Consider the following 19754-nt stretch of genomic DNA (forward strand, 5'->3'; position numbering starts at 1 on the left):
CCGGCCCCGCGCCCGTAACGCTCGAGGGACGCGGGGCCGGACGGTGTTGTCCAGAACTCAGGTGTCAGGCGATCAGGCCTTGACGCGGAAAGACTCCAGCACAGGCTGACGCTTGAACGACATCTTGGCCTCGAGCAGGTTCTTCGAACGGCCGCCGATGCCCTTCTCGTTCCAGGTCGGCATGGAGGGCAGGTCCTTCGCGATGAGGTCCTCCGCCTGCTGGTAGAGCTTGATCGCCTCGTCCTCGTTCGCCGTCTCGTCGGCCTTCTTCAGAAGGGCGTCGACCTCGGGGTTCGAGTAGTTCGAGTCGTTCGAGGAGCCACCGGTGCGGTACAGCGGGTTGAGGAAGTTCTCGATCGACGGGTAGTCGGCCGACCAGTCCGAACGGCTCATGCCGGTCAGCTGCTTGCCGTCGACGATCTGGCGGAACGCACCGAAGTTGGTGGCACCGACGAACTCGCACTCGACGCCCAGGGCCTGCTTGATGCTGTTGCACGCGGCCTCGAGCGGCTCCTTGCGGCCACCGTCCTGGTTGGACTGGATGGTCAGCTTGCCGGTGAAGCCGGACTCCTGGAAGAGCTGCTTCGCCTTCTCGGGGTTGTACTTGCAGTACTCGCCGCAGGTGTCGGGGCGGTAGCCCTTGATGCCGGGCGAGACGAAGCTGGTGGACGGCACGTACGAGCCGGCCAGCACGGTCTTCGTGATCTGCTCCCGGTTGATGGCCATCGAGACGGCCTGGCGCAGCTTCACGTTCTTGAACGCGTCGATGTACTGCGGGAACGCGATGGCGCTCTGGCCGAGCAGGTTCGCGGTCACGACGGCGTCACCGAGGTCGGCCTTGTACTTCTCGCCGACCTTGGCCGACGGGGGCAGGGCCTCCATGAAGTCCAGCTTGCCCGCGACCAGGTCCTGGTACGCGGTCTCCTGGGAGGAGTAGATCTTGTAGTCCAAGGTCTTGAAGTTGACCTTGTCCTGGCCCTTGTAGTCGTCGAAGCGCTCCATCTTGATCAGCGCGTTCGGCGTGCGGGAGACGAACTTGACCGGGCCGTTGCCGATCGGCTTGGCCTCGAACGCCTTCGTGTCGGCGAAGAACGCCTTGGGCAGCGGCGCGAACGGCGTGTAGCCGATCATCGTCGTGAAGACCGAGGTCGGGCCGTTGAGGGTGACCTTGAACTCGTAGTCGCCCACGACCTCGAGGCCGGACATCTTGTCCTTGGCCGGCTTGGCGTTCTCGTCGGCCGGGTGGACCTCGTCGAAGCCCTGGATCACGGAGAAGAACGACGCCGCCTGCTGGGCGTTCGGCGAGTACGCGGCCCAGTTCCAGGCGTCGACGAAGTTCTCGGCCTTGACGTCGGTGCCGTCGTGGAACTTCCAGCCCTGCTTGACCTTGATGTTGTAGACCTTGGCGTCACTCGAGGTGATCGACTCGGCCATCAGGTTGTAGGGCGCGCCGTCTTCGGACTTGTACCCCACCAGACGCGAGAACAGCGCGTCGGTGACCTTGCCACCGCCGGCCTCGGTCGTGTTGGCCGGGAACAGCGTGCTCTTGGGCTCGGTGCCGTAGATCGACACCGTGCCGTCCGGGTTGGCCTTGCCCTCTCCGGTGGAGGAGCTACCACCACCGCCGCCGCATGCGCTGAGCGTCATGGCGAGCGCGGCTGGCAAAGCCACCCACGCAACCCGTGATCGCGACATCAGTCTCTCCCGCCTTTCCCCGGCGCCGCCGCAGATATTGCGTGCGCGCGCCTCCCCGGGAGGTCTCGTCCACCTCCCAAAACGTGAGAGGACGTTAACCGGGGTGTCCAGCAGTACGCGCATCGAAATCGGTCACAAAATTGTCACGATCACCTCAAGCAAACCCTAATTCGGGCTCAGACCAGCGAAAACGCGATGCCGTCGAGGATGTCGTGCTCACTGCACACGAGCGTGCGAATACCCGCGCGATTCTCCAGCTCCTCGGCAATCGCGCGCAACACCACCGCTCCACCGCAGATCACGTCCACTCGGCCGGGGTGCATGGGTCCCAACGAGGCACGATCATCATGCGTCATGGAGAGGATACGGTCGGTGATTTCGTGAACATTGTCAAGTGTGATGCGGCTGAGGTGAATATCGTCGCTGTTGTACACCTCCAGCCCCTGGACCAGGGCTGACAATGTCGTCACCGTCCCGGCGACCCCGATCCACGTCTTCGCCTTCTGCACGGGGACGATCTCGAATGCCTCGCGGATCGCGGCTCGCGCAAACGCTTCCGCTTGTTCGACCTCATCTTTTTCCGGCGGATCGGAGTGCAGGAACCGCTCCGTCAGACGGACGCACCCGATGTCCGTCGACCTCGCCGCCTCGACCTCCGAGCCGCTGCCGAGGACGAACTCGGTCGAACCACCACCCAGGTCGGTGACGAGGAAGGGTCCCTCGTCCGGGTCGAGATCGGCCACCGCGCCGAGGTAGGACAGCCTCGCCTCCTCGTCCCCGGTGATCACCTCCGCGGGCGCGCCGAGGATCTGCTCGGTCATCCCGAAGAACTCGTCGCGGTTGCTCGCGTCCCGCGTGGCACTGGTCGCGACCATCCGCGCGACCTCCACGCCCTTGCGTTGCATCGTGCGCGCGTAGTCGAGCAACGCCTGCCGCGTGCGTTCGATCGCCTCCGGGTGCAACCGCCCGGTCGCGTCCACGCCCTGACCGAGCCGGACGATCTTCATCTCGCGGTGCACGTCCCGCAGCCAGGCGGTGCCGTCCTCCCGCTTCGTCACGTCGGCGATCAGCAGCCGGATCGAGTTGGTTCCGCAGTCGATGGCCGCAACCCGCGACATGGGCACTCCTCAGTGGTTCTTCGGTGGTCTTCGGCAAGCATCGCGCACACGGGGCTGTCGGCCCACTCGCCCTCGAAGACCTCACTCAGGCGCGAGCACGCGCGTACTCCTCCTCCAGCACCGCGTAGACGAAGAGGTCGCCCCACTCGCCCTTGAAGATCTCCAGCTCCCGGAAGTGCGCCTCCCTGCGCATGCCGAGGCGTTCCATCAGGCGCCACGACGGCTCGTTGCGCGGGTCGCACTCGGCGACGATCCGGTGCAGGCCGAGGTGCTCGAAGCCGAGCTCCAGCATCTTGCGCGCGGCCTCCGTGGCGTAGCCGCGCCCCTGGAAACCGGGGTGGAGGCTGTAGCCGATCTCGCCCTGGCGGTCGGTCTCGCTCAGCCACTTGAGCACCACGCTGCCGATCACCCGGTCCGCTTCGGGGAGGTGGACGGCCAGCGCCAGCCGGTCGCCCGCCTTGGTCAGCTCGCGGTCCGCCGCGAACTCGGCCAGGAGGTCGGCGCACTCCTCTTTGGTGACGTGGTCGCCGTAGAGGTAGCGGTAGACGTCGGGGTGGGAGCGGTAGGAGTGGAAGTCGTCGAGGTCGGTGGGCTGGAAGGGGCGGAGCAGGAGGCGGTCGGTCTTGATCGGGTAATCAGGCCTGAGCACGCCCCGCACCTTGCCAAGAACCGCGGTCGCGCGCCTCCCCATATACAAGTAGCGGACTACCTGTGCTTCACCGCTCCACCAACTCGCCGCCCTGCACGACTGCAGGTCGACTCCATCCCACGAACAGCACTTCATACGCACGGCGATAGCGTGCGACTTCAGCTCCGCGCAAGTTGTTCTCCACGAGCTTTAGCAATTTTCACACATTCCAATACGTCATGATCGAATTACTTGACTTCCAGGTTCGATCACAACCACTGCCTCAGCCCTACCCTGTTCTCGATTCGACTTGTCGCGAAGTTCACCAATTCGAGGTCATGCTTCTGATAGCTGCCATCGGCGCCACATAGAGCACACGGAAGTGGCTCGCCGATGCAAGATTCCGGCGAGCCATTCATCAATCACTCCCGCATGAACGCCTGGACGGCCTGCATCACCGAGGCGGGGGTGGATTCATCTTGCGGATCATCCATTCCCAGAAGAGGCAAGCTTAACACCAGTTCAGCAGAGCAACCAAACTTATCCCTAATTGCGCGGAGCGATTGGAGTACGGCATGATAAGCCGGACTTACTTGCTCGAAGTCCTCTCTGACGATGATTTCTCCATTGCTTTCCACAACTGGCCGAAATGGCGGCACCACGATCCAACTCGGCAGACCGTCTCCTCGCAAATTCGGCAGGATCTGCGCCTTCTCTCTGTCGGGCCGTCCACCATAGCGATCGAACGCCCACACGCCGGACATGACGATCACATCAGCCTGAACTGTCCGACGGCTTTCGTCTACAAACTCGATTTCCGCGGAGTCGGAGCGCAGCAGTCTCGCCCACAGATCCAGCGTCGACGACTGGCGCGACGTCACATAGATCTTCACGAACTCACCTCGGGACCGGCATTGAAGGAAGGATTCTGACTCGTCCAATGGTACTCATCGCATCCTCCCAGAGAGCAAAAGCATCAATCCCACCTCCACCATCGGCGAGATGCTCGATCCGACTCTCCGCAGGAATGTTCTCCGTCCTGATCACGCCGCGAACGATGGTGTACGGCCCTTCCTCAGGAAAGTAGGAGTACGCAGTCTTAGCGTAGACGGCAGCACCCTCAGCAGTCGCGGAAAAGTACTTCGACTCAGTTCCGGGCGTGTTTCGGAAGCGTCGCGTCTCCCGGATATCGCTCAGTTCCCCATCCTTCACCGCACGATAGATGTACTGCTCACCATCTTTAAGCCTGCTTTTTCCACAATTGTGATTGAGAAGGCTAATCTCGCCTGCGAGGACATAGTAGGTGTGGTAGACGTCCACAGTGAGGTTGTAGACGCGCTCCGGGGCAGTCCAAGCGCGAATGGCGTCGACTTGCACCCATGATCCTGCAGAGTTCTGCAACAAGGAACCGATCTGCAGTTCCTTGGCGTACACCCATCTTTTCTGCTCAGGCAGCCAGAACGGGTGCTCATCGGTCGCAGTGACCTTGTCACCACCATTGACGGTGATCTCGACGAGGTTCTTCATGCCGACGCCGACGATCGTGCCGACCACGGCTCGGGCCGAGGACTTTCCTGTCTTCTCGTCCGTCGCGAGAACCTCGTCGCCGGTGTTGACCTCTTCGATCGGCTTGGACGATCCGTCAGCGAGGAGCACTTTGGTGCCGGGCATGAAGCTGTTGCAGTCGGGCTCTCCTCCCAACTTGCGCAGCTTGTCCAGCGCCGCTTCCTGTGCCTGAGCAGCAATCCCCTCGACCCGCCGCAGGAGCCCTTGAGCCTTTGAGATCACCTTGGCCATCGACGAGACGGCTTTGACCGCCTTGTACCCGGCCTCCAAGATCTTCCCGACCTTGCCCCACGGCACCAGGTTCATCACCAGCCCACCGCAGGCCCAGATGTCACCCTTGGTGAAGCAGTCGACGATGTCGTTCCAGCCGGAGATGTCCTTCAACATCTCCCAAGCGGCTTCCTTGATCACGTCCCACTTCGTCTTGTGGGCGTTCTTCAGGGCCTGCTCGTACTCGGCCTGGCTGATCCCGGCGTCCCGCATCGCCGACTCGGTGGCCTGGCGGACAGCGGAGGACTGCTGCTGCTGGGTCCGGCGCTCCTGCTTGAACTCGTTCTGAACCTGCTTGTACTCGGCTTCGCTCTGGAAGTTCTCCCGACCGCCACCGCACAGGATGCCGTCGGGGCCGCACTGGCCGCCGGCCAGCAAACCCGTCGGGTCGCTGAACGTCACCGGGCTGTTGTTGCTGTACGCGTAGCCGTTGAGCTGCTGCGGATCGTTGTTGTCGATGATCGGGTCCGCCGAGAGGAACCGGCCGGTCGAGGAGTCGTACAAACGCGCACCCACGCGTGTCAGGCCCGACTCCTCCCGTGTGCCGCCTACAAAACCCTGACGGTTCCACGGCGTGGCGCTACCGCGTGTTTCGCCGAACGGGGTCTGGCGGCGGGAGGCGACCGCCAGGTTGCCGGACGTCACCGCGCCGATCTCCGTGCCCTGGTGGTCGGACAGCAGCCACTTCAGGCCCGAGATCGAGTTCCGCTGCGCCACGGTGTGCCCGTTGTGGCTGTAGAAACGGGTCCACGACGGCGTCGTGGTACCCGTCTCCAGGCGGATCTCCTGACCGAAGACGTAGAGCGTCTTCGCGGACGGCTCACGGGCGATCAGGCGGCCACCGTCGGCGTCGTAGAGGTACGTCGATTCCTTGCCGTCGGCGTTCTTGACCTTGGAAACGCGGCCCTCGACGTCGTACTCCAGCGTCTGGGTGTCGCCGGAGATCTTGCGTGACGTCGTGTTGCCCGACGCGTCGTAGGCGAACGTGTCCTGCGACGTCCCGTTCGGGCCGGCCGTGTCGACCTTCTGCACGGTGTGCGGCTGGGCCGCGCCGGCTGCGGGGTACGTGAAGGTGTTCGTCGTGTTGCCCGCGGTGGCGTGCGCCGTCTGGGTCAGGCGGTTGCCGGTCTTGTCGAACGTCCAGGACAGCCAGTACGACGCCGCGCCTCCCAGGGTGGAGGTCGACCTGGCCGCGGAGCAGTCGCCGGAGCCCGGGGTCCAGGCCTCGGTCATGCGACGCAGGTAGTCGTAGGCGAAGCACTGGATGTCGGACGCGCCGCCTTCAGGCGTGTCGGCGATGCGGTTGATGTTGCCCGACGCGTCGTAGCTGTAATTCCGATCGGCGATCCGATAGGCCGTGGGCGTCTCGCGGTCGGCGATCGTGCGTTCGAGCCTGCGGGTGCCTTCCTCGTAGAAGTTGGTCAACCAGACGTTGTTCGGGCTCTCGGCGCTGTCGTAGGTCTCCCGCAGCACCTCACCGAGTGCCGAGTAGTTCGTGCCGGTTACGTAGTGCCCGGCCGCGCTGGTGGTCGTATCAGGCAAACCAAGGCTGTTGTAAGTCGACACAACAGTCTCACCAGGCACGATCTTCGTGCCGCCGGAGTTCACGTCCATGTACGACAGCGAATGGACCTTGCCCGTGTAGGTGTACACAGGCCGGATTTCGTAGGTGTTGCCGAGCGCACCTTCCGCGGCCGCCGGAATGATGACCTTCTCGCCTGTGGGCCGGCCCGCCGCGTCGTAGCCGTTGATCTTGCGCGTGTACGCCTGGCCGTTCGACCACCTGCGGGACAGGGTCAGCATCCCCTTGCCGTTCAGCTGGCCACCCGCGTCGACCGAGGTGTCGTACTGCCACTCGGCGAGCTTGGTCGTCCCGTCGAACGTAGCCGTCTTGCGGCTGAGTGCGTCGTAGGTGAACGAGATCTTGCGGTTGCGGCCGTCCGTGGTCGACAGCACCCTGCCGGCGTCGTCGTACTCGGTCGACGAGTGTCCCGCGTCAGGGTCGTCCGCGGTGATCTTGCGGCCGCGCAGGTCGTAGCCGTAGCGCCACGCGTTGCCCGCGGGGTCGGTCACCGACGCCAGCTGACCCGCGGGCGTGTACGTGTACTTCGTGGTGTCGAACGCGGTGCCCAGGCCAGCCGTGTACTGGCGCTTCTCGGTCGTTCGACCCTGCGCGTCGCTGACGATCGTCGTGGCCGCCGAGCCCTGGGGCGGGGTGGTGTGCACCCGGTCACCGCCGTAAGCGGTGGTGGTGCGCCACTGCTCCGTTCCGAACTTGCGGTAGACCGACGCCGTCGGCCTCTCCATCCCGTCGTACTCGGTGATCGTCTGGTTCGGGACCTGGTTGTCGAGCACTCCGGCCAACACGCCGGAAGGCGACTGGTCGTTCCAGTAGGCGCCGTTGGTCTTGTACGGCAGGCCGCGCGAGTCGTAGAACGTGTCCGAGACCTGCCTTCCGCCTGACGGCGAAGGCGACTGGGTTTGACGTTCGCGGAACAGACCGTCGTAGAGCGTGTAGGACGTCAGGTAGGTGCCGTTGTCCTGCAACTGCTTAGCGGCCACCACGCTGGGCGCGGTCGTGTTGTAGGTGTATTCGAAGACCGCGTCCGGCTGTGCGGTCGCTTTGGGGTGGCCGGGGGTCCAGGCCTTGACCATCCTGCCGAGCGCGTCGTACTCGAGGTCGGCGCGCCGCCCGTTCGCGTCCACCGACGCGGTCGAAGAGCCCCAAGCGGGATCGAAGTACCCGGTCGAGACGTGGCCGAGCGAGTTGGTGCTGGTGACCTGCTTGAGCGGACCGTTCTCCGGCGTGTACGAGGTGGTCGTCTTCTGGTTGGTCGCATCCACGACCTCCTTCGGACGTCCGTACGCGTCGAACGTCGACGTCGACGCGGTGACCCACCTCTGGCCGGTGCCGTCCCACTTGTCCAGCGCCTCGGCCTTGGTGATGTCGCCCTTGGTAGGCGCCACGTTCCACGCCTGGCCGTCGTACGACGACCGCGCGGAGGTCAAGATCGTCGAGGCGGACGCCACCACGTCGCACAGCCCCTTGACGGTCTCCACCTGCGAGGCGTAGGTCAGCATCCACGCTGCCTCGTTGCGCGCGAACGTGGTCCGTGCGCACGACTCGTCACCCGTGATCTTGAGATCACCGTGGTCCTCGGCCTGCGTGACGATGCCGATCGAGTCGTAGGTCTTCGCGACCTTCGTACGGCGCCATTCACCGCTTTCCAGCAGCGTCCGGCCCCGCACGGCGGCGATGTTGCTCAGCTTCGCCTGCTTGCCGTCCGCACCGGTTGCGGTCGCCCCGCTCACCCACGGATCGTTGACCGAGGCCGACACGAGCACGCCGTTGTTGTACTGCCGGCTCTCCCGGACGAACCCCTGCAGGCGCTGCTCGTCCTGGATCGGCTCACCCTCGCTGTTCGACACCGTGGCGCCGTCCATGCCGCGCAGGTACAGGGTTTCTCCGACGCTCTGCTTGCCGGACGCGTCGCCCTTGACCGTGCGAACGGTCCCATAGCCACGCCACTGCGACCACGTCCGGCGGTCGGCTTCGGCGAACTCGTTCTCGTCGTAGTGCCACGCGGGGTCGCCGATGTAGTCGTAGTGCGACTTGACCAGAGAAGACGCGCCGGTGCGGTCATCGTCAGTCACGTCGGTGACGACGTACTTGTGGAAGTAGTCGAGGATCGGGGTGAGGGCGCCGTCCGGCGTCCACCAGGTCGGATAACACCGCAGGCTGTTCGACTGCGGTGACGCGGGCATCCGTGTGCCGGGCACGCAGTCCGGGTCGCTGTACCTGATCTCGGTGTGCGCGCCCGCTTCTCCGTTGATTCCGGTGATCCGGTACCGCGTCAGCGGCGAGAGGTTGTCACGGCCGCTGTCGACCCTGTTCGCCATGGCTTTGCGCTCGAACGTCGTCGCCGGCAACGCGATCGTGCCACCGACGTGTCCGCTGTGGACGATGGACTTCAGGTTCATCGCCGGTGACGTGCCGTCACCGGTGGCAGGGAAGTCCTGGGTGAGCGCCCACGAGTCGACATCGGAGAACCCACCGCTGCCGTTGCCCACCTGCGTGGTGATCTTGGTGAGCTTCTTGCGGGTGAAGAAGGTGGGCGTCAGGCGGTTGGTGCACTGCTCACCCGCGTTGCAGATCTGGTCGGCCGGAACGTCCGGCCACGACGCCGCGGTCGACGCGTTGAGCTGCCCGGGATCGCAGGTGACGGCACCGCTGGGAAGGCAGCGCTCGGCCACGTCGAACAACACACGAGCGCCCGCCGAGCCGAAGAAGTTGTCACCGCGCAGGCCGTATTCGATCCGCGCAACCTGACCACCGCGAACGTACGGGGTGCCCTTGGAGGCGTCGGCGTTGCGGCCGTAGTGGTTGGTCTCCTGCTCGTAGTAATACGTTGTGACGTTGCCGTGCGGATCGATCGAGTAGTCGATGTTCCACCGGTACGCCTGCTGGCACCAGGACGCGTCGAAGGTGCTCTGCTTGCACGGTTCGTTGTCGTTGTTGCCGAACACCGGCTGGGTCCATGCCGACTTCGTCTCCGGCTTGCCGACTGCCCAGCCCGGAAGCCTGTTGACGCCCAGGAAGTGCTGGGTGCCGTCGGTCGTCGTGACCTTCCAGTACTCACCGTCGTTGTCGCCGTTCACCGCGCCCTTGAAACGCTCGACACGCGCGCCGTCGTCGTTCTTGGCACGCCAGACGCTGCTGTTCTGGTCCTCGGAGGCCTTGATGAGCTGGCCGGACACACCGACCAGGCTGATCGTGGCGTTGTCGGTGGCCCAGCACTGGTCGCCGGTCTTCGTCTGGCCGTTGTTGCCGCCCAGGTCGAGACCACACGGCTTGTACTGCCGCTCGATGAACCCACCGGGCGAGACGTCCCAGCCGTCGCCGACCGTCGAAGCCTGGTTGTTCGTGGCGGACGTCCTGCCGTCCACGCTCTGCGAGGAGTAACCCAGCGAGATCGACGGTGCCTTACCGCCAACGGCCGGTGGCACGCGAACCTGGTAGCCGTACGTGAAGTCGCCCGACGACCCGCCCGCGTTCCAGGATCCCGCCGGTGCCAGTGACGTCGCGGTGAACGAACCGTTGCCGCCGGAGGGAGCCGCGGCCACGGCCAGCACCATCGGGCTGGTGGCCGACCTCGACGTCGACGTCGACGCGGCCGACGCATCCGGCGTCACATCCGCGGACACCTTGCCCGCCTTGCGGTCGTTCTGCCCTCCGGGCACCGGCGTGGCCTTCCGGCACTCCGCCTTCTCCGGCGTCGTCAACGCGCACGCGGGCAACGACACCATCTGCAGGCGAGAGGCATAGTCACCACCGAACGCCGTTGCGAACGACCGGTAGTCGACGTCGACCCGAACCGGGGAGTGCGAAGCTCCACCGGCGTCCGCGACGGTCAGCACTACACCGTTGAGCCCGAGCTTCTTCGCAGCGTCCTGCCCTTTGACGGCCACCGCGACCTTCGCGGGCTTCGCCGACCGGGCGGCAGCGTTCTCCCTGCGCTGCAGCGAGACCGGTCCGGTCTTGGCGGTGGCAGCACCCAACTCGACCTCGGCCTGCGACTCTCCCGGCCACGACACCGCTTCGGGCTTGGTCACCGCGGCCTTCGCCGCCTGGTCCTCTGACTTCCGCGGTGCGGCAGAAGCGGCCGTCGTCTCGACCGACTTGTCCTTCTGCAGCTCGGGAAGCTTCCAGCTGTACTGGTTGGGGCCGGCGGCCAAGGCATCCTGACCTGATCCGAGCAGCAACGACAGGACGACGCCGAACGCCGTCAGCTTTCTTCTCACAGCGAGTTCCCCAGGAGGTCAGAAGTGCGTCGTGGCGGAGTAAAGATCGGTGAGTTGCTGGCCGGACAGGACACCGGAATAGAGACGGACATCGTCGATGTCGCCCTTCCAACCGTCCGTGCGGTTCCCTCCCCAGATTCCTCGACCGATCCAGAAATCACCGGTGGCGTTGAACGATCCCTGACCGCTCTTGGTGGCTGCCTGCTTGATCCCGTTGACGTACAACGACATCGTGCCCATGGTTGCGTCGTAGACACCTGCGAGGTGAACCCACTTGTCCGCCTCGGCGGCTTGGTCGGACACGATCAGCGATGAGCCGCCGTCCGTTCGAGCGACCTGGATGAAGCCCCACTTGCCCGACTCCGGCCGGTAGCAGAGCAGGAACGGCGAGAAGGTGGTCGCGCCCAAACCGACGGCGGTGTCCGGCACGGAGAACGCTCCGCTGTGCCGCACCCAGGCGGAGACGGTGTAAGAGCGGTCCGTGCGGAAGTTCGCCGGACGTGCGCCCGCCACGCTGCCCAACGCCTGCGGGTTGAGGTTCAGCCACTTGTCCCTGCTGGTCAGAACCTGGTTGGGGTCATCGGGGTCGACCGGCGTGCCCGCCCAGGTGACGCCGCCGGAGAGCGTGGCGTTCTGCCCGGTCACCTCGTCCTTCGTCGAGAGCCCGGTCCGTTCGTCGAGGTTGTAGAGAGCGCGCAGCACCGCGAAGTTGCTCTGCGTGGCCGCCTCGGCCGGGCTCAGCACCCGGTCCCACACCTGTACGTGGTCGATCGTGCCCGGTGTCCGGTTCACCCGGTCGCCGAGCCACTTCCCGCCACCGACCACGAAGGGCCCAGTGGCGTTCCACAACGTGGCCTCCGCCGTCCCTTCGAGCTTTCCGTCGACGTACAGCGACAGCTTCCGGGCGTTCGGCTCGTACGTGCCAAGGAGATGAGCCCACATACCCGCTTGGGGCGGCGTGGACGAGATTGCGTGCGTGAACCCGGTCGCGTCCTGGTCCGCCCCTGCCACGCTGAGAGCCCACCGATCCGCGGTGCGGGAGTACCTCAGGTAGAAGCCGCTGGCGCGGTTGCCGTCCTGGCTCGCCACGGCGTAGTCGGCGTTCGTGTTGGCGAGCTTCACCCACGCCGACACCGAAAACGCCCGAGACGTGTCCACCACCGCCGTCGAAGTTGCGGAGAAGGAACTTGTGGTGTTCTCCTGGCCGTTGTTCGCATAGCCGGGGGCGAAAGTCGCGCCGCTCAGCGCCAAGGTGCGGTTCTTGCCGGTGATGTCGGCCGCGATCGTCCCGCTGGTCTCGTCAAAGCCCCACCCCGCCACCGGACCGGTCGGATCCGCGACGTTGAACACGTACGTCTTGGGAGTCGAAGACGGGTTCCCTGCCTTGTCGTAGGCCTGCACGTACAGGACATTCGTACCGCCGGCCGTCGGCGTGATCGGAACAGTCACCGCACCGGTCGTCTGCGTCACGTCCACTCGGTTCGCGAACGTCGTATCGCCAAGCGACCATCCGTAGCGGACCACGTCCATCGAGCCGCCAGGTCCCGTGTTCCCGTTAGGCGAGAACGTGAAGTTGCCGGTACGGCCGATGCTGCCGTTGAACCCGGTGGCCGGGTAGTCCGAAGAAGACACCGCTGGGGTGTTCGGCCGCGTGGTGTCGACCATGAACTCGCACTGCGGCGACCAACTGCTGAGCTCGTAGTCGCCCGACCACAGGTGGAAACCGTGGACCCCGTCCTTGGTGATCCAGCCGTCCGGCACGGTGACTTCGGCGAATGAACCCGACGGCACACCGGCCGTGTGAATGTCCGCACCGTTCCACGTGTAGTTGTCGTGCGTACCGACGGTAAGGCGGAAGCCGGCGTCCATCATGCCGCCATCCGGGTCGGACACCCTGGCCCGCAACCGTGGCGTACGTGTACCGATGTAGGCACGCTCGTTGCCGATGCGGCACGGGAGCGCGTCCGTCGCGTTCGCCCCCCACCCCTCGAAACCGAGATCGGTCGGGGAGTTCGGGTACGAGTTGTAGTTGACCTCGAGATAGGGGTTGAGGTCGAAACGGCGCCACGAGTTGTCGAGCGAGTCCTCGTACTTGGCCTTGAACATGAAGGTGGTGGCCCACCACGGTGTGGAGGCCGCCTGTTCCACAGCGGGCGTCGCGTCGAAGTCCGCGCCACCATCGCTCGCGCACTTGCTGGGGTGGTTCGTCCGGTTGTTCTCCGACAGGTACCTGATCCACCCCGGCTGACTGTTCCACGTCGTGCCGGGGCCGATACCCCAGGTCGACCACAACTCCGTCGGCGTGGCCGTCGAACACGCGAAGGATGAGGTCACCCTGGCCTTCAGCGTGGCCTTGTGGATCTTCTTGCCGATGATCGCCGACGTGTTCATCTCGAAGTAGGACCGCGACACACCCGCCGTCAGCGAACCGAGCGAAGACGCGTTGAGATAGCCCGCCTTCAGGTCGCCCAGCTGACCGGAGGTCACGTCGTAGTTCCTGGCGTCACCCCACGGTGACTGCACCACCGCGTGGTGCTGCTTGCTGCAGGACGTGCAGTAGTAGTCCGGGTCCAGCCGGACGGGGTAGGTCGTCTTCGAGTCGGCGAGGAACTGCTGGTCGGGCGTGATCGAGATGGAGTTCGGCCCGATCTCGACGCCCATCGTCGCGTGCCGGGTCACCTCCGACGAGTCCCACATGCGGGAGGCGTCACCGCTGAAGACCTGCTTGCCGTCGGCTCCGGAGACCACGAGCCCGTTCGCCGGGTCGGCGGACTCGGCGGACCTGCTGGTGGCCTGACCGGGTCCCGTGATCTTGGTGTTCTTGACGTGGGATTTGAAGGTGAACTTGCGCAGCTTCGGGTTCTTCGCGGCCTCGGCGTTCTTGACCACGAGGTTCTGCGCGAAGCCGGTCAGGGACGCCTGCAACTCCAGGTCCACGCCGGGCAGCACTTCCGGGTAGGTCACGGTCTGGCCGGAGATCCGTGCCGGAGGCAGATCGGTCTCCCAGCCGAATCCGATCTCGGCATCGCCCTTGGCGAGGCGCGCGACGGGCTTCGCCGCCGATCCGGTGCCACCCGCGCTGAACGACATGGCCACCGGCGCCGCCTTGGGCGCCAGTGAACCGTCGGTCTGCGGTGCGAGGTCCAGGTCGACCGCCGTCCAGGCACCGTTCTGCTTGACGCGCACCGGCTGGGTGTAGGTGATCAACGTCCGCGAGCCGTCGGGATTGGCCTTGATCTGCGATTCTTCGGTCGTCTCCGACCCGATGACGATCGACTTCCCGCTCTGCTTCGCAAGCCTCTCCGCACTCGTGGCGTCGGCGACCTCGTCAGGTACCGCGGCGCTCGCGGTGGCGGCAGAGCTGATGAGCGTGCTCGCGAAAACGATGGCAACGGTAAACGTGGGCACGGCAAAGCCGCGCCTTCCGGCGTAACGCATCTTCCCCCCAGGACCGGGGTGAACCCCGGCAGCCAGTCACATACGGTCCCCCGACCTGTGCTGGAGCAGCATGGATCACTTCGCGTCTAAATGGAATACGCCAACCATGATCAACTTTTCGGGGCGGGTGCTGCTTGCGTCACATCCGCGCGAGTCGATGGAGCCGGCTCGGGCAGCAGTGGAACAGCTCACCGCAGCAACCGGGCCGCCCCTTCAACCGGCACCCACTCACGGGGCCTTTACGAGGTGCAGGAACGCCGACCACGCCTCTTCCGACACGGGCAGGTGGGTGGCGGGGGCCTTGCTGTCGCGGATGCCGACGCCGTGACCGACCTCCACGCAGTCGCTTCCGCTCGCGCTGTAGCTGCTCTTGCGCCAGGTCGACATCCGGAACGCCTCCTCAGGACAGCATGCTGTTGATCAGCCTCCTCGATTGTTCCGCGTCCAAGGCGTCACGATCCAGCCCTCTCAACACATCGTCGTAGCTGTCGATCGACGCCTTGTCCTCGAGGAAGAGACCGGTGTTGTGGCTTTCCACGTAGACGACCGGCTCGAACCTGTCGTAGTCCAGCCGCACGAACGAACTGGCCAGGCCCGCATGTGCGCCGACGGCGATCGGCACGACCCGAAAGCTGATGTACTGGCGGACCAGCATCACGTTGATGTGGTTCAACTGCGGCCGCATCACGTCCTGGCCGCCGACCGGGAGCCGTAGTGCCTGCTCGTGCACGTAGAAGACGAACTCCCTGCCCGGCCGCAGGATCTCCTGGCGCCCCAGCTTCGCTCTGATCAGGTCGTCGACGTCCGCCGGCTTGAGCTTTCGGGCCGATCTCTGCGCGACCTCGCGGATGTAGCTCGCGATCTGGAGGTGCCCAGGGATCAGGTTCATCGACCAGACGGTGATCTTGCTGGCGAGCTGCTCCTGTTCCACCAGGCTGCGCAGTTGTTCCGGCACCCCGTCCTCGGGGAAGAGCAGCCAGCCCTTTTCGCGTGACTCCTTGAACAACGCGAGCATGTGCTCGACGTCGGCGGACGGGGCGCGGCAGTAGGAGAGCAGGCGCACCAGGTCGGTTTCGGTGACGCCGCCCTTGCCCTGCACGAGGTCGGAGACCTTGGCTTCCTGCCAGTCCAGGAGTTCGGCGAGTCTGCGCTGGGTCATGCCGCTCTGCTCGATGGCGTCCCGGACGCCATTGCCGAACTCCCGGCCTGCCACGCTCGAGTTGCGCTTCGGCATGGGAGCGAAGCTAGGGCCTCAGATCCCTTCCGCCCCAACGTTTCTGCCCGAATCGCCCCGAACGAGGTACGACTTGGAAGCGTCCCAACGCGACACGCCGCACTAGCTGGGCGTGCTCGTGACCAAGCTCTGCGAGGTCGTTCCCGCCGGGCTGCTGCCGCTGTCGGCGGTGGACGACTGCGCGGTGGACGACTGCGCGGCCGACGACTGGGCCGTGGACGACTGCGAGGCGACCGACGACGAGGACTGCTGCGGCGGGGGCGTGGGCTCCGTCTGCTGCTGGTTGGTCGTCGTGGTGGTCGTCGTGGTCGTGGTGGTGGTCGACGACGTGGTGGTCGTGGTCGTCGTGGTGCAGGTGGACGGCGGCGGTGTGGTCGACGTGGTCGTGGACGTCGTGGTGGAGCTGGTGGTCGACGTCGTGGTCGTCGGGCAGTTCGGCGGCGTGGTGGTGGTGGTGGTGGTGGTCGTCGTGGGGTTCGACGGGGTGGTGGTGCCGCCGTTGCCGTTGGTGGGCGGGTTGCCCGTGTTCGGGTTGCCCGGCGTGGGCTCCTGCCGGTTGTTGCCCGTGTCCGGGAGCAGCGGGAGCGCGTCGACGTTCTCGCCGTACTCCTTGGCCCACTTGAGGACCGTTTGGACGTACGCGTCGGACCTGTTGTAGCGGAAGATCGCCGCGGCGCGGTCGCCCTGCTTGCTGAGGTCGCCGCCGCCCGCGCACAGGTAGCGGCCGGCGCCCAGGGCGGCGTCGTAGATGTTGTTCGGGTTGACGTTGCCGTCGTCGTTCAGGTCGCCGCCGAAGCTCGCCCACGTCTCGGGGATGAACTGCATCGGGCCGACCGCGCGGTCCCAGGTGCTGTTGCCGTCGAGGCGGCCGCCGTCGGTGTCCTTGATCGCGGCCATGCCGGGGGCGCCGTTGAGGACCGGGCCGAGGATCTTGGGGGTGGCGTCGCCGACGGCGTTCACGCGGCCGTTGTTGGCGTGGTTGGACTCGACCTTGCCGATGCCCGCGAGCAACGCCCAGTCGAGGTTGCAGCCCGGGACGAGCTCGCCCATCTTGTCCTCGGCGCGGAGGTAGGCCTCCAGGACGACGCCGGGGATGTCGTGCACGCCGGGGATGTCGTCGAGCACGAGACCGGGGTCGATGTCGCCCTCGTCGTCGAGGTCGCCGTCCTCCAGGTCGGCGAGCAGCGCGGCGCTCAGCTCCTCCGAGAGCGGCAGCCGGCCGGACGCGCCGAGCTCGGCGGGGTCGCGGTGCAGGGCGCCGAAGACGTCGGCGGGACCGAGCGAGACAGCGATGTCATCGTGCTTGGCGAGGTTGACCCAGTCGACGAGCTTGGTACCGACGATCATGGCCGGCGCGAGCATCGCAGCCAGCGCCGCCACGGCGAAGCCCTTTTGCCTGGGACTTAACGCCGACGGACCGCGCAGTTTGGCCATTGCCACGAATACTCACCTCTCGTGCGTCATCGCGGCTCGCCGTCTCGCAGTTACGGCGAACGCCCCAGTCCGTGACCTGTTCCACCCTGCCCCACTGAGAAGCCTAGGTGTACCCAAGACGGAGTTAAGCGTGTGTTCGGTTCCGTTGACTGTTAACGGACCGCGCAGTCGCCGGTGGGCCACAGGCCCTGCTCACCCAAGATGGCCAGCGCTTCGTCGCCCATCGGGTTCACGCCGGGGCCCTTCGCGAGGGCGTGCGCGACGTGCACGTGCAGGCACTTGACCCGGACCGGCATGCCGCCGGCGGTGACCTGGGTGCCGAGCGGCTCGATGGCGTCGCGCTCGGCGAGGTACGACTCGTGCGCGCGCTGGTAGGCCGCCGCGAGCTCCTCGTCGTGCGCCAGCCGGTCCTGCTGCTCCTTCATCAGCCCGCCGCTCTCCAGCGTGCTGACCAGGGAGTTCAGCTTCGGGCAGGTCAGGTAGTACAGCGTCGGGAACGGCGTGCCGTCGGGCAGCCGCGGCGCCGTCTGCACGACGTTCGGGTGCCCGCTGGGGCACCTCGAGGCGATCGCACGTGTCCCGCGAGGCGTGCGGCCCAGCTGCTGAGCGACCGTTTCCAGGTCAGCAGCACTTACTTGTGCGTCACCGATTCCCACAGTTCCTCGTACCAAGACCCTTGTGCCGCGGGCTTGCCCGACGGCCTCTCCGATTCGGTGTTGCGACTCTCGTCACCCGGCAGTTGCACGATGTAGGGAGTCTCGCCCGGCCGCACCCAGTGCAGCCGCTTGCGCGCCTCGATCTCCACGTACGCCGGGTCCTGCAGTTCCGCCTTGCGCTTCTCGAGCGCCGCGACGGTCTCGCGCAGCTTCTGCTGCTCCGCGCCCACGTCCCGCAGCTCGTCGCGCTGCGAGAGGTAGGTGCGCAACGGGACCGCGATGCTCAGCGCCAGTGCGCACAGCACCATCGCGAACATCGCGGCCCGCCGCGTGCCGGTCATGCCGAACGCGCCACCCGTGCCGTCACCACGCCGCGCGGGCGCCTTCGGACGCGGAGGCTTGCGCGCGCGTGCGGGCCTCGCCTCCCGCTCTTCGCGGGGGCGACGGGGACGACGCGCGCGCTCGGCCATGCCTCAGCTTCTCAGCTCTCCGGCGTGTAACGCGGGAACGCGAGCTCACCCGCGTAGCGCGCCGCGTCGCCGAGGCTCTCCTCGATGCGCAGGAGCTGGTTGTACTTCGCGGTGCGCTCACCGCGCGCCGGAGCACCGGTCTTGATCTGACCGGCACCGGTCGCGACGGCGAGGTCGGCGATCGTCGTGTCCTCGGTCTCGCCGGAACGGTGCGACATCATCGACTTGTAGCCGTACGACGTGGCCAGCGAGACCGCGTCGAGCGTCTCGGACAGCGTGCCGATCTGGTTGACCTTCACCAGCAGCGCGTTGGCGGCGCGGCGGGAGATGCCCTCCTCCAGGCGCTCCGGGTTCGTGACGAACAGGTCGTCGCCGACGATCTGGACCTTCTCGCCCAGCTCGGCGGTCATCTGCACCCAGCCGTCCCAGTCGTCCTCGGACAGCGGGTCCTCGATCGACACCATCGGGTAGTCGCGGACCAGCTCCGAGTAGTAGCCGATCATCTGCTCGGCGGAGCGCTTGTTCTTCTCGAACGTGTAGGCGCCGTCGGCGAAGAACTCCGTGGCGGCCACGTCGAGGGCGAGCGCGACGTCGCGGCCCGGCCGGTAGCCGGCCTTCTCGATGGCCTCGAGGATGAGGTCGAGCGCGTCGCGGTTGCTGGCGAGGCTGGGCGCGAACCCGCCCTCGTCACCCAGGCCCGTCGCGAGGCCCTTGCTCTTCAGCACGGACTTCAGCGCGTGGTAGACCTCGGTGCCCCAGCGGAGGCCCTCGCGGAACGTCTCCGCGCCGATCGGCGCGATCATGAACTCCTGGATGTCCACCTCGGTGTCGGCGTGCGAACCACCGTTGAGGATGTTCAGCATCGGCACCGGCAGCACGTGCGCGTTCGGGCCACCGACGTACCGGAACAGCTCCAGGCCGCTGGAGGTCGCCGCCGCCTTCGCGACCGCGAGGCTCACGCCGAGGATCGCGTTGGCGCCCAGGCGGCCCTTGTCCGGCGTGCCGTCGAGGTCGACGAGCTTCTGGTCGACGACGCGCTGCTCGACGGCCTCGATGCCGACCAGCTCGGGGCCGATCTCGTCGAGCACCGCGGTGACCGCGCGCTCGACGCCCTTGCCCAGGTACCGCTTGGCGTCGCCGTCCCGCAGCTCCACCGCCTCGTGCTCACCGGTGGACGCGCCCGACGGAACAGCCGCACGCTCCAGCGTGCCGTCGTCCAGCGCCACCTCGACCTCGACGGTGGGGTTGCCGCGAGAGTCCAGGATCTCGCGTGCTCCGACCTGCTCGATGACCGCCACTTGCGCTCCCTGTTTCTCCTGCGTCTCGTCTCGCGACGAGCCTACTTGGGCCAGGTGACCGGCTGGGGCTCGACACCGTCAGATCACAGTGGTGCCCTCGTGCCTGTCGTCTGAATCGTGCCAGAAGGCGAGGTGGGTGGGAACC

The 19754-nt window shown here is 66.2% G+C and carries 12 protein-coding genes; all 12 read right to left on the bottom strand.

What is annotated here, in order from left to right; all coding sequences use genetic code 11:
• Positions 1 to 72: 72 nt before the first annotated feature.
• Positions 73 to 1695, bottom strand: coding sequence for an ABC transporter substrate-binding protein (locus L6E10_RS16645; RefSeq protein ID WP_236220426.1), 1623 nt, complete (start codon positions 1693 to 1695; stop codon positions 73 to 75).
• A gap of 176 nt (positions 1696 to 1871) precedes the next feature.
• Entirely contained in the window at positions 1872 to 2813 is a 942-nt protein-coding gene (locus L6E10_RS16650) for a Ppx/GppA phosphatase family protein (RefSeq protein WP_236220427.1), read from the bottom strand.
• Between the two features lie 85 nt (positions 2814 to 2898).
• Complete coding sequence (locus L6E10_RS16655; RefSeq protein WP_236220428.1) at positions 2899 to 3462, bottom strand: GNAT family N-acetyltransferase; 564 nt, start codon at positions 3460 to 3462, stop codon at positions 2899 to 2901.
• Positions 3463 to 3863: 401 nt separating this feature from the next.
• Positions 3864 to 4334 carry a hypothetical protein gene (locus L6E10_RS16660; RefSeq protein ID WP_236220429.1) on the bottom strand — a complete coding sequence of 157 codons (471 nt, stop codon included), beginning with the start codon at positions 4332 to 4334 and terminating at the stop codon, positions 3864 to 3866.
• Between the two features lie 4 nt (positions 4335 to 4338).
• Positions 4339 to 11079, bottom strand: coding sequence for a polymorphic toxin-type HINT domain-containing protein (locus L6E10_RS40825; RefSeq protein ID WP_236220430.1), 6741 nt, complete (start codon positions 11077 to 11079; stop codon positions 4339 to 4341).
• Between the two features lie 18 nt (positions 11080 to 11097).
• Positions 11098 to 14517 carry a LamG-like jellyroll fold domain-containing protein gene (locus tag L6E10_RS16670; RefSeq protein ID WP_236220431.1) on the bottom strand — a complete coding sequence of 1140 codons (3420 nt, stop codon included), beginning with the start codon at positions 14515 to 14517 and terminating at the stop codon, positions 11098 to 11100.
• 228 nt (positions 14518 to 14745) lie between these two features.
• The gene (locus L6E10_RS16675; protein WP_236220432.1) at positions 14746 to 14904 is read right to left on the bottom strand and encodes a DUF397 domain-containing protein; all 159 of its coding nucleotides are present in this window, start codon (positions 14902 to 14904) and stop codon (positions 14746 to 14748) included.
• 13 nt (positions 14905 to 14917) lie between these two features.
• Positions 14918 to 15751 (bottom strand): helix-turn-helix transcriptional regulator, encoded by an 834-nt coding sequence (locus tag L6E10_RS16680; protein WP_236220433.1) that lies wholly within the window; start codon positions 15749 to 15751, stop codon positions 14918 to 14920.
• Positions 15752 to 15853: 102 nt separating this feature from the next.
• Positions 15854 to 17185 (bottom strand): lytic transglycosylase domain-containing protein, encoded by a 1332-nt coding sequence (locus L6E10_RS16685; RefSeq protein ID WP_236221095.1) that lies wholly within the window; start codon positions 17183 to 17185, stop codon positions 15854 to 15856.
• Between the two features lie 152 nt (positions 17186 to 17337).
• The gene (locus tag L6E10_RS16690) at positions 17338 to 17835 is read right to left on the bottom strand and encodes a DUF501 domain-containing protein (RefSeq protein WP_236221096.1); all 498 of its coding nucleotides are present in this window, start codon (positions 17833 to 17835) and stop codon (positions 17338 to 17340) included.
• Positions 17817 to 18311: a septum formation initiator family protein gene (locus L6E10_RS16695; RefSeq protein ID WP_236220434.1), complete on the bottom strand. Its 495-nt coding sequence runs from the start codon at positions 18309 to 18311 to the stop codon at positions 17817 to 17819. The genes L6E10_RS16690 and L6E10_RS16695 overlap by 19 nt, the downstream gene beginning before the upstream one ends.
• Before the next feature lie 11 nt (positions 18312 to 18322).
• The gene (eno, locus tag L6E10_RS16700) at positions 18323 to 19609 is read right to left on the bottom strand and encodes a phosphopyruvate hydratase (protein WP_236220435.1); all 1287 of its coding nucleotides are present in this window, start codon (positions 19607 to 19609) and stop codon (positions 18323 to 18325) included.
• Positions 19610 to 19754: the final 145 nt, after the last annotated feature.

It is taken from the genome of Lentzea sp. CC55 (assembly GCF_021056325.1).
In the GTDB taxonomy this organism is placed as follows: Bacteria; Actinomycetota; Actinomycetes; order Mycobacteriales; family Pseudonocardiaceae; genus Lentzea; species Lentzea jiangxiensis.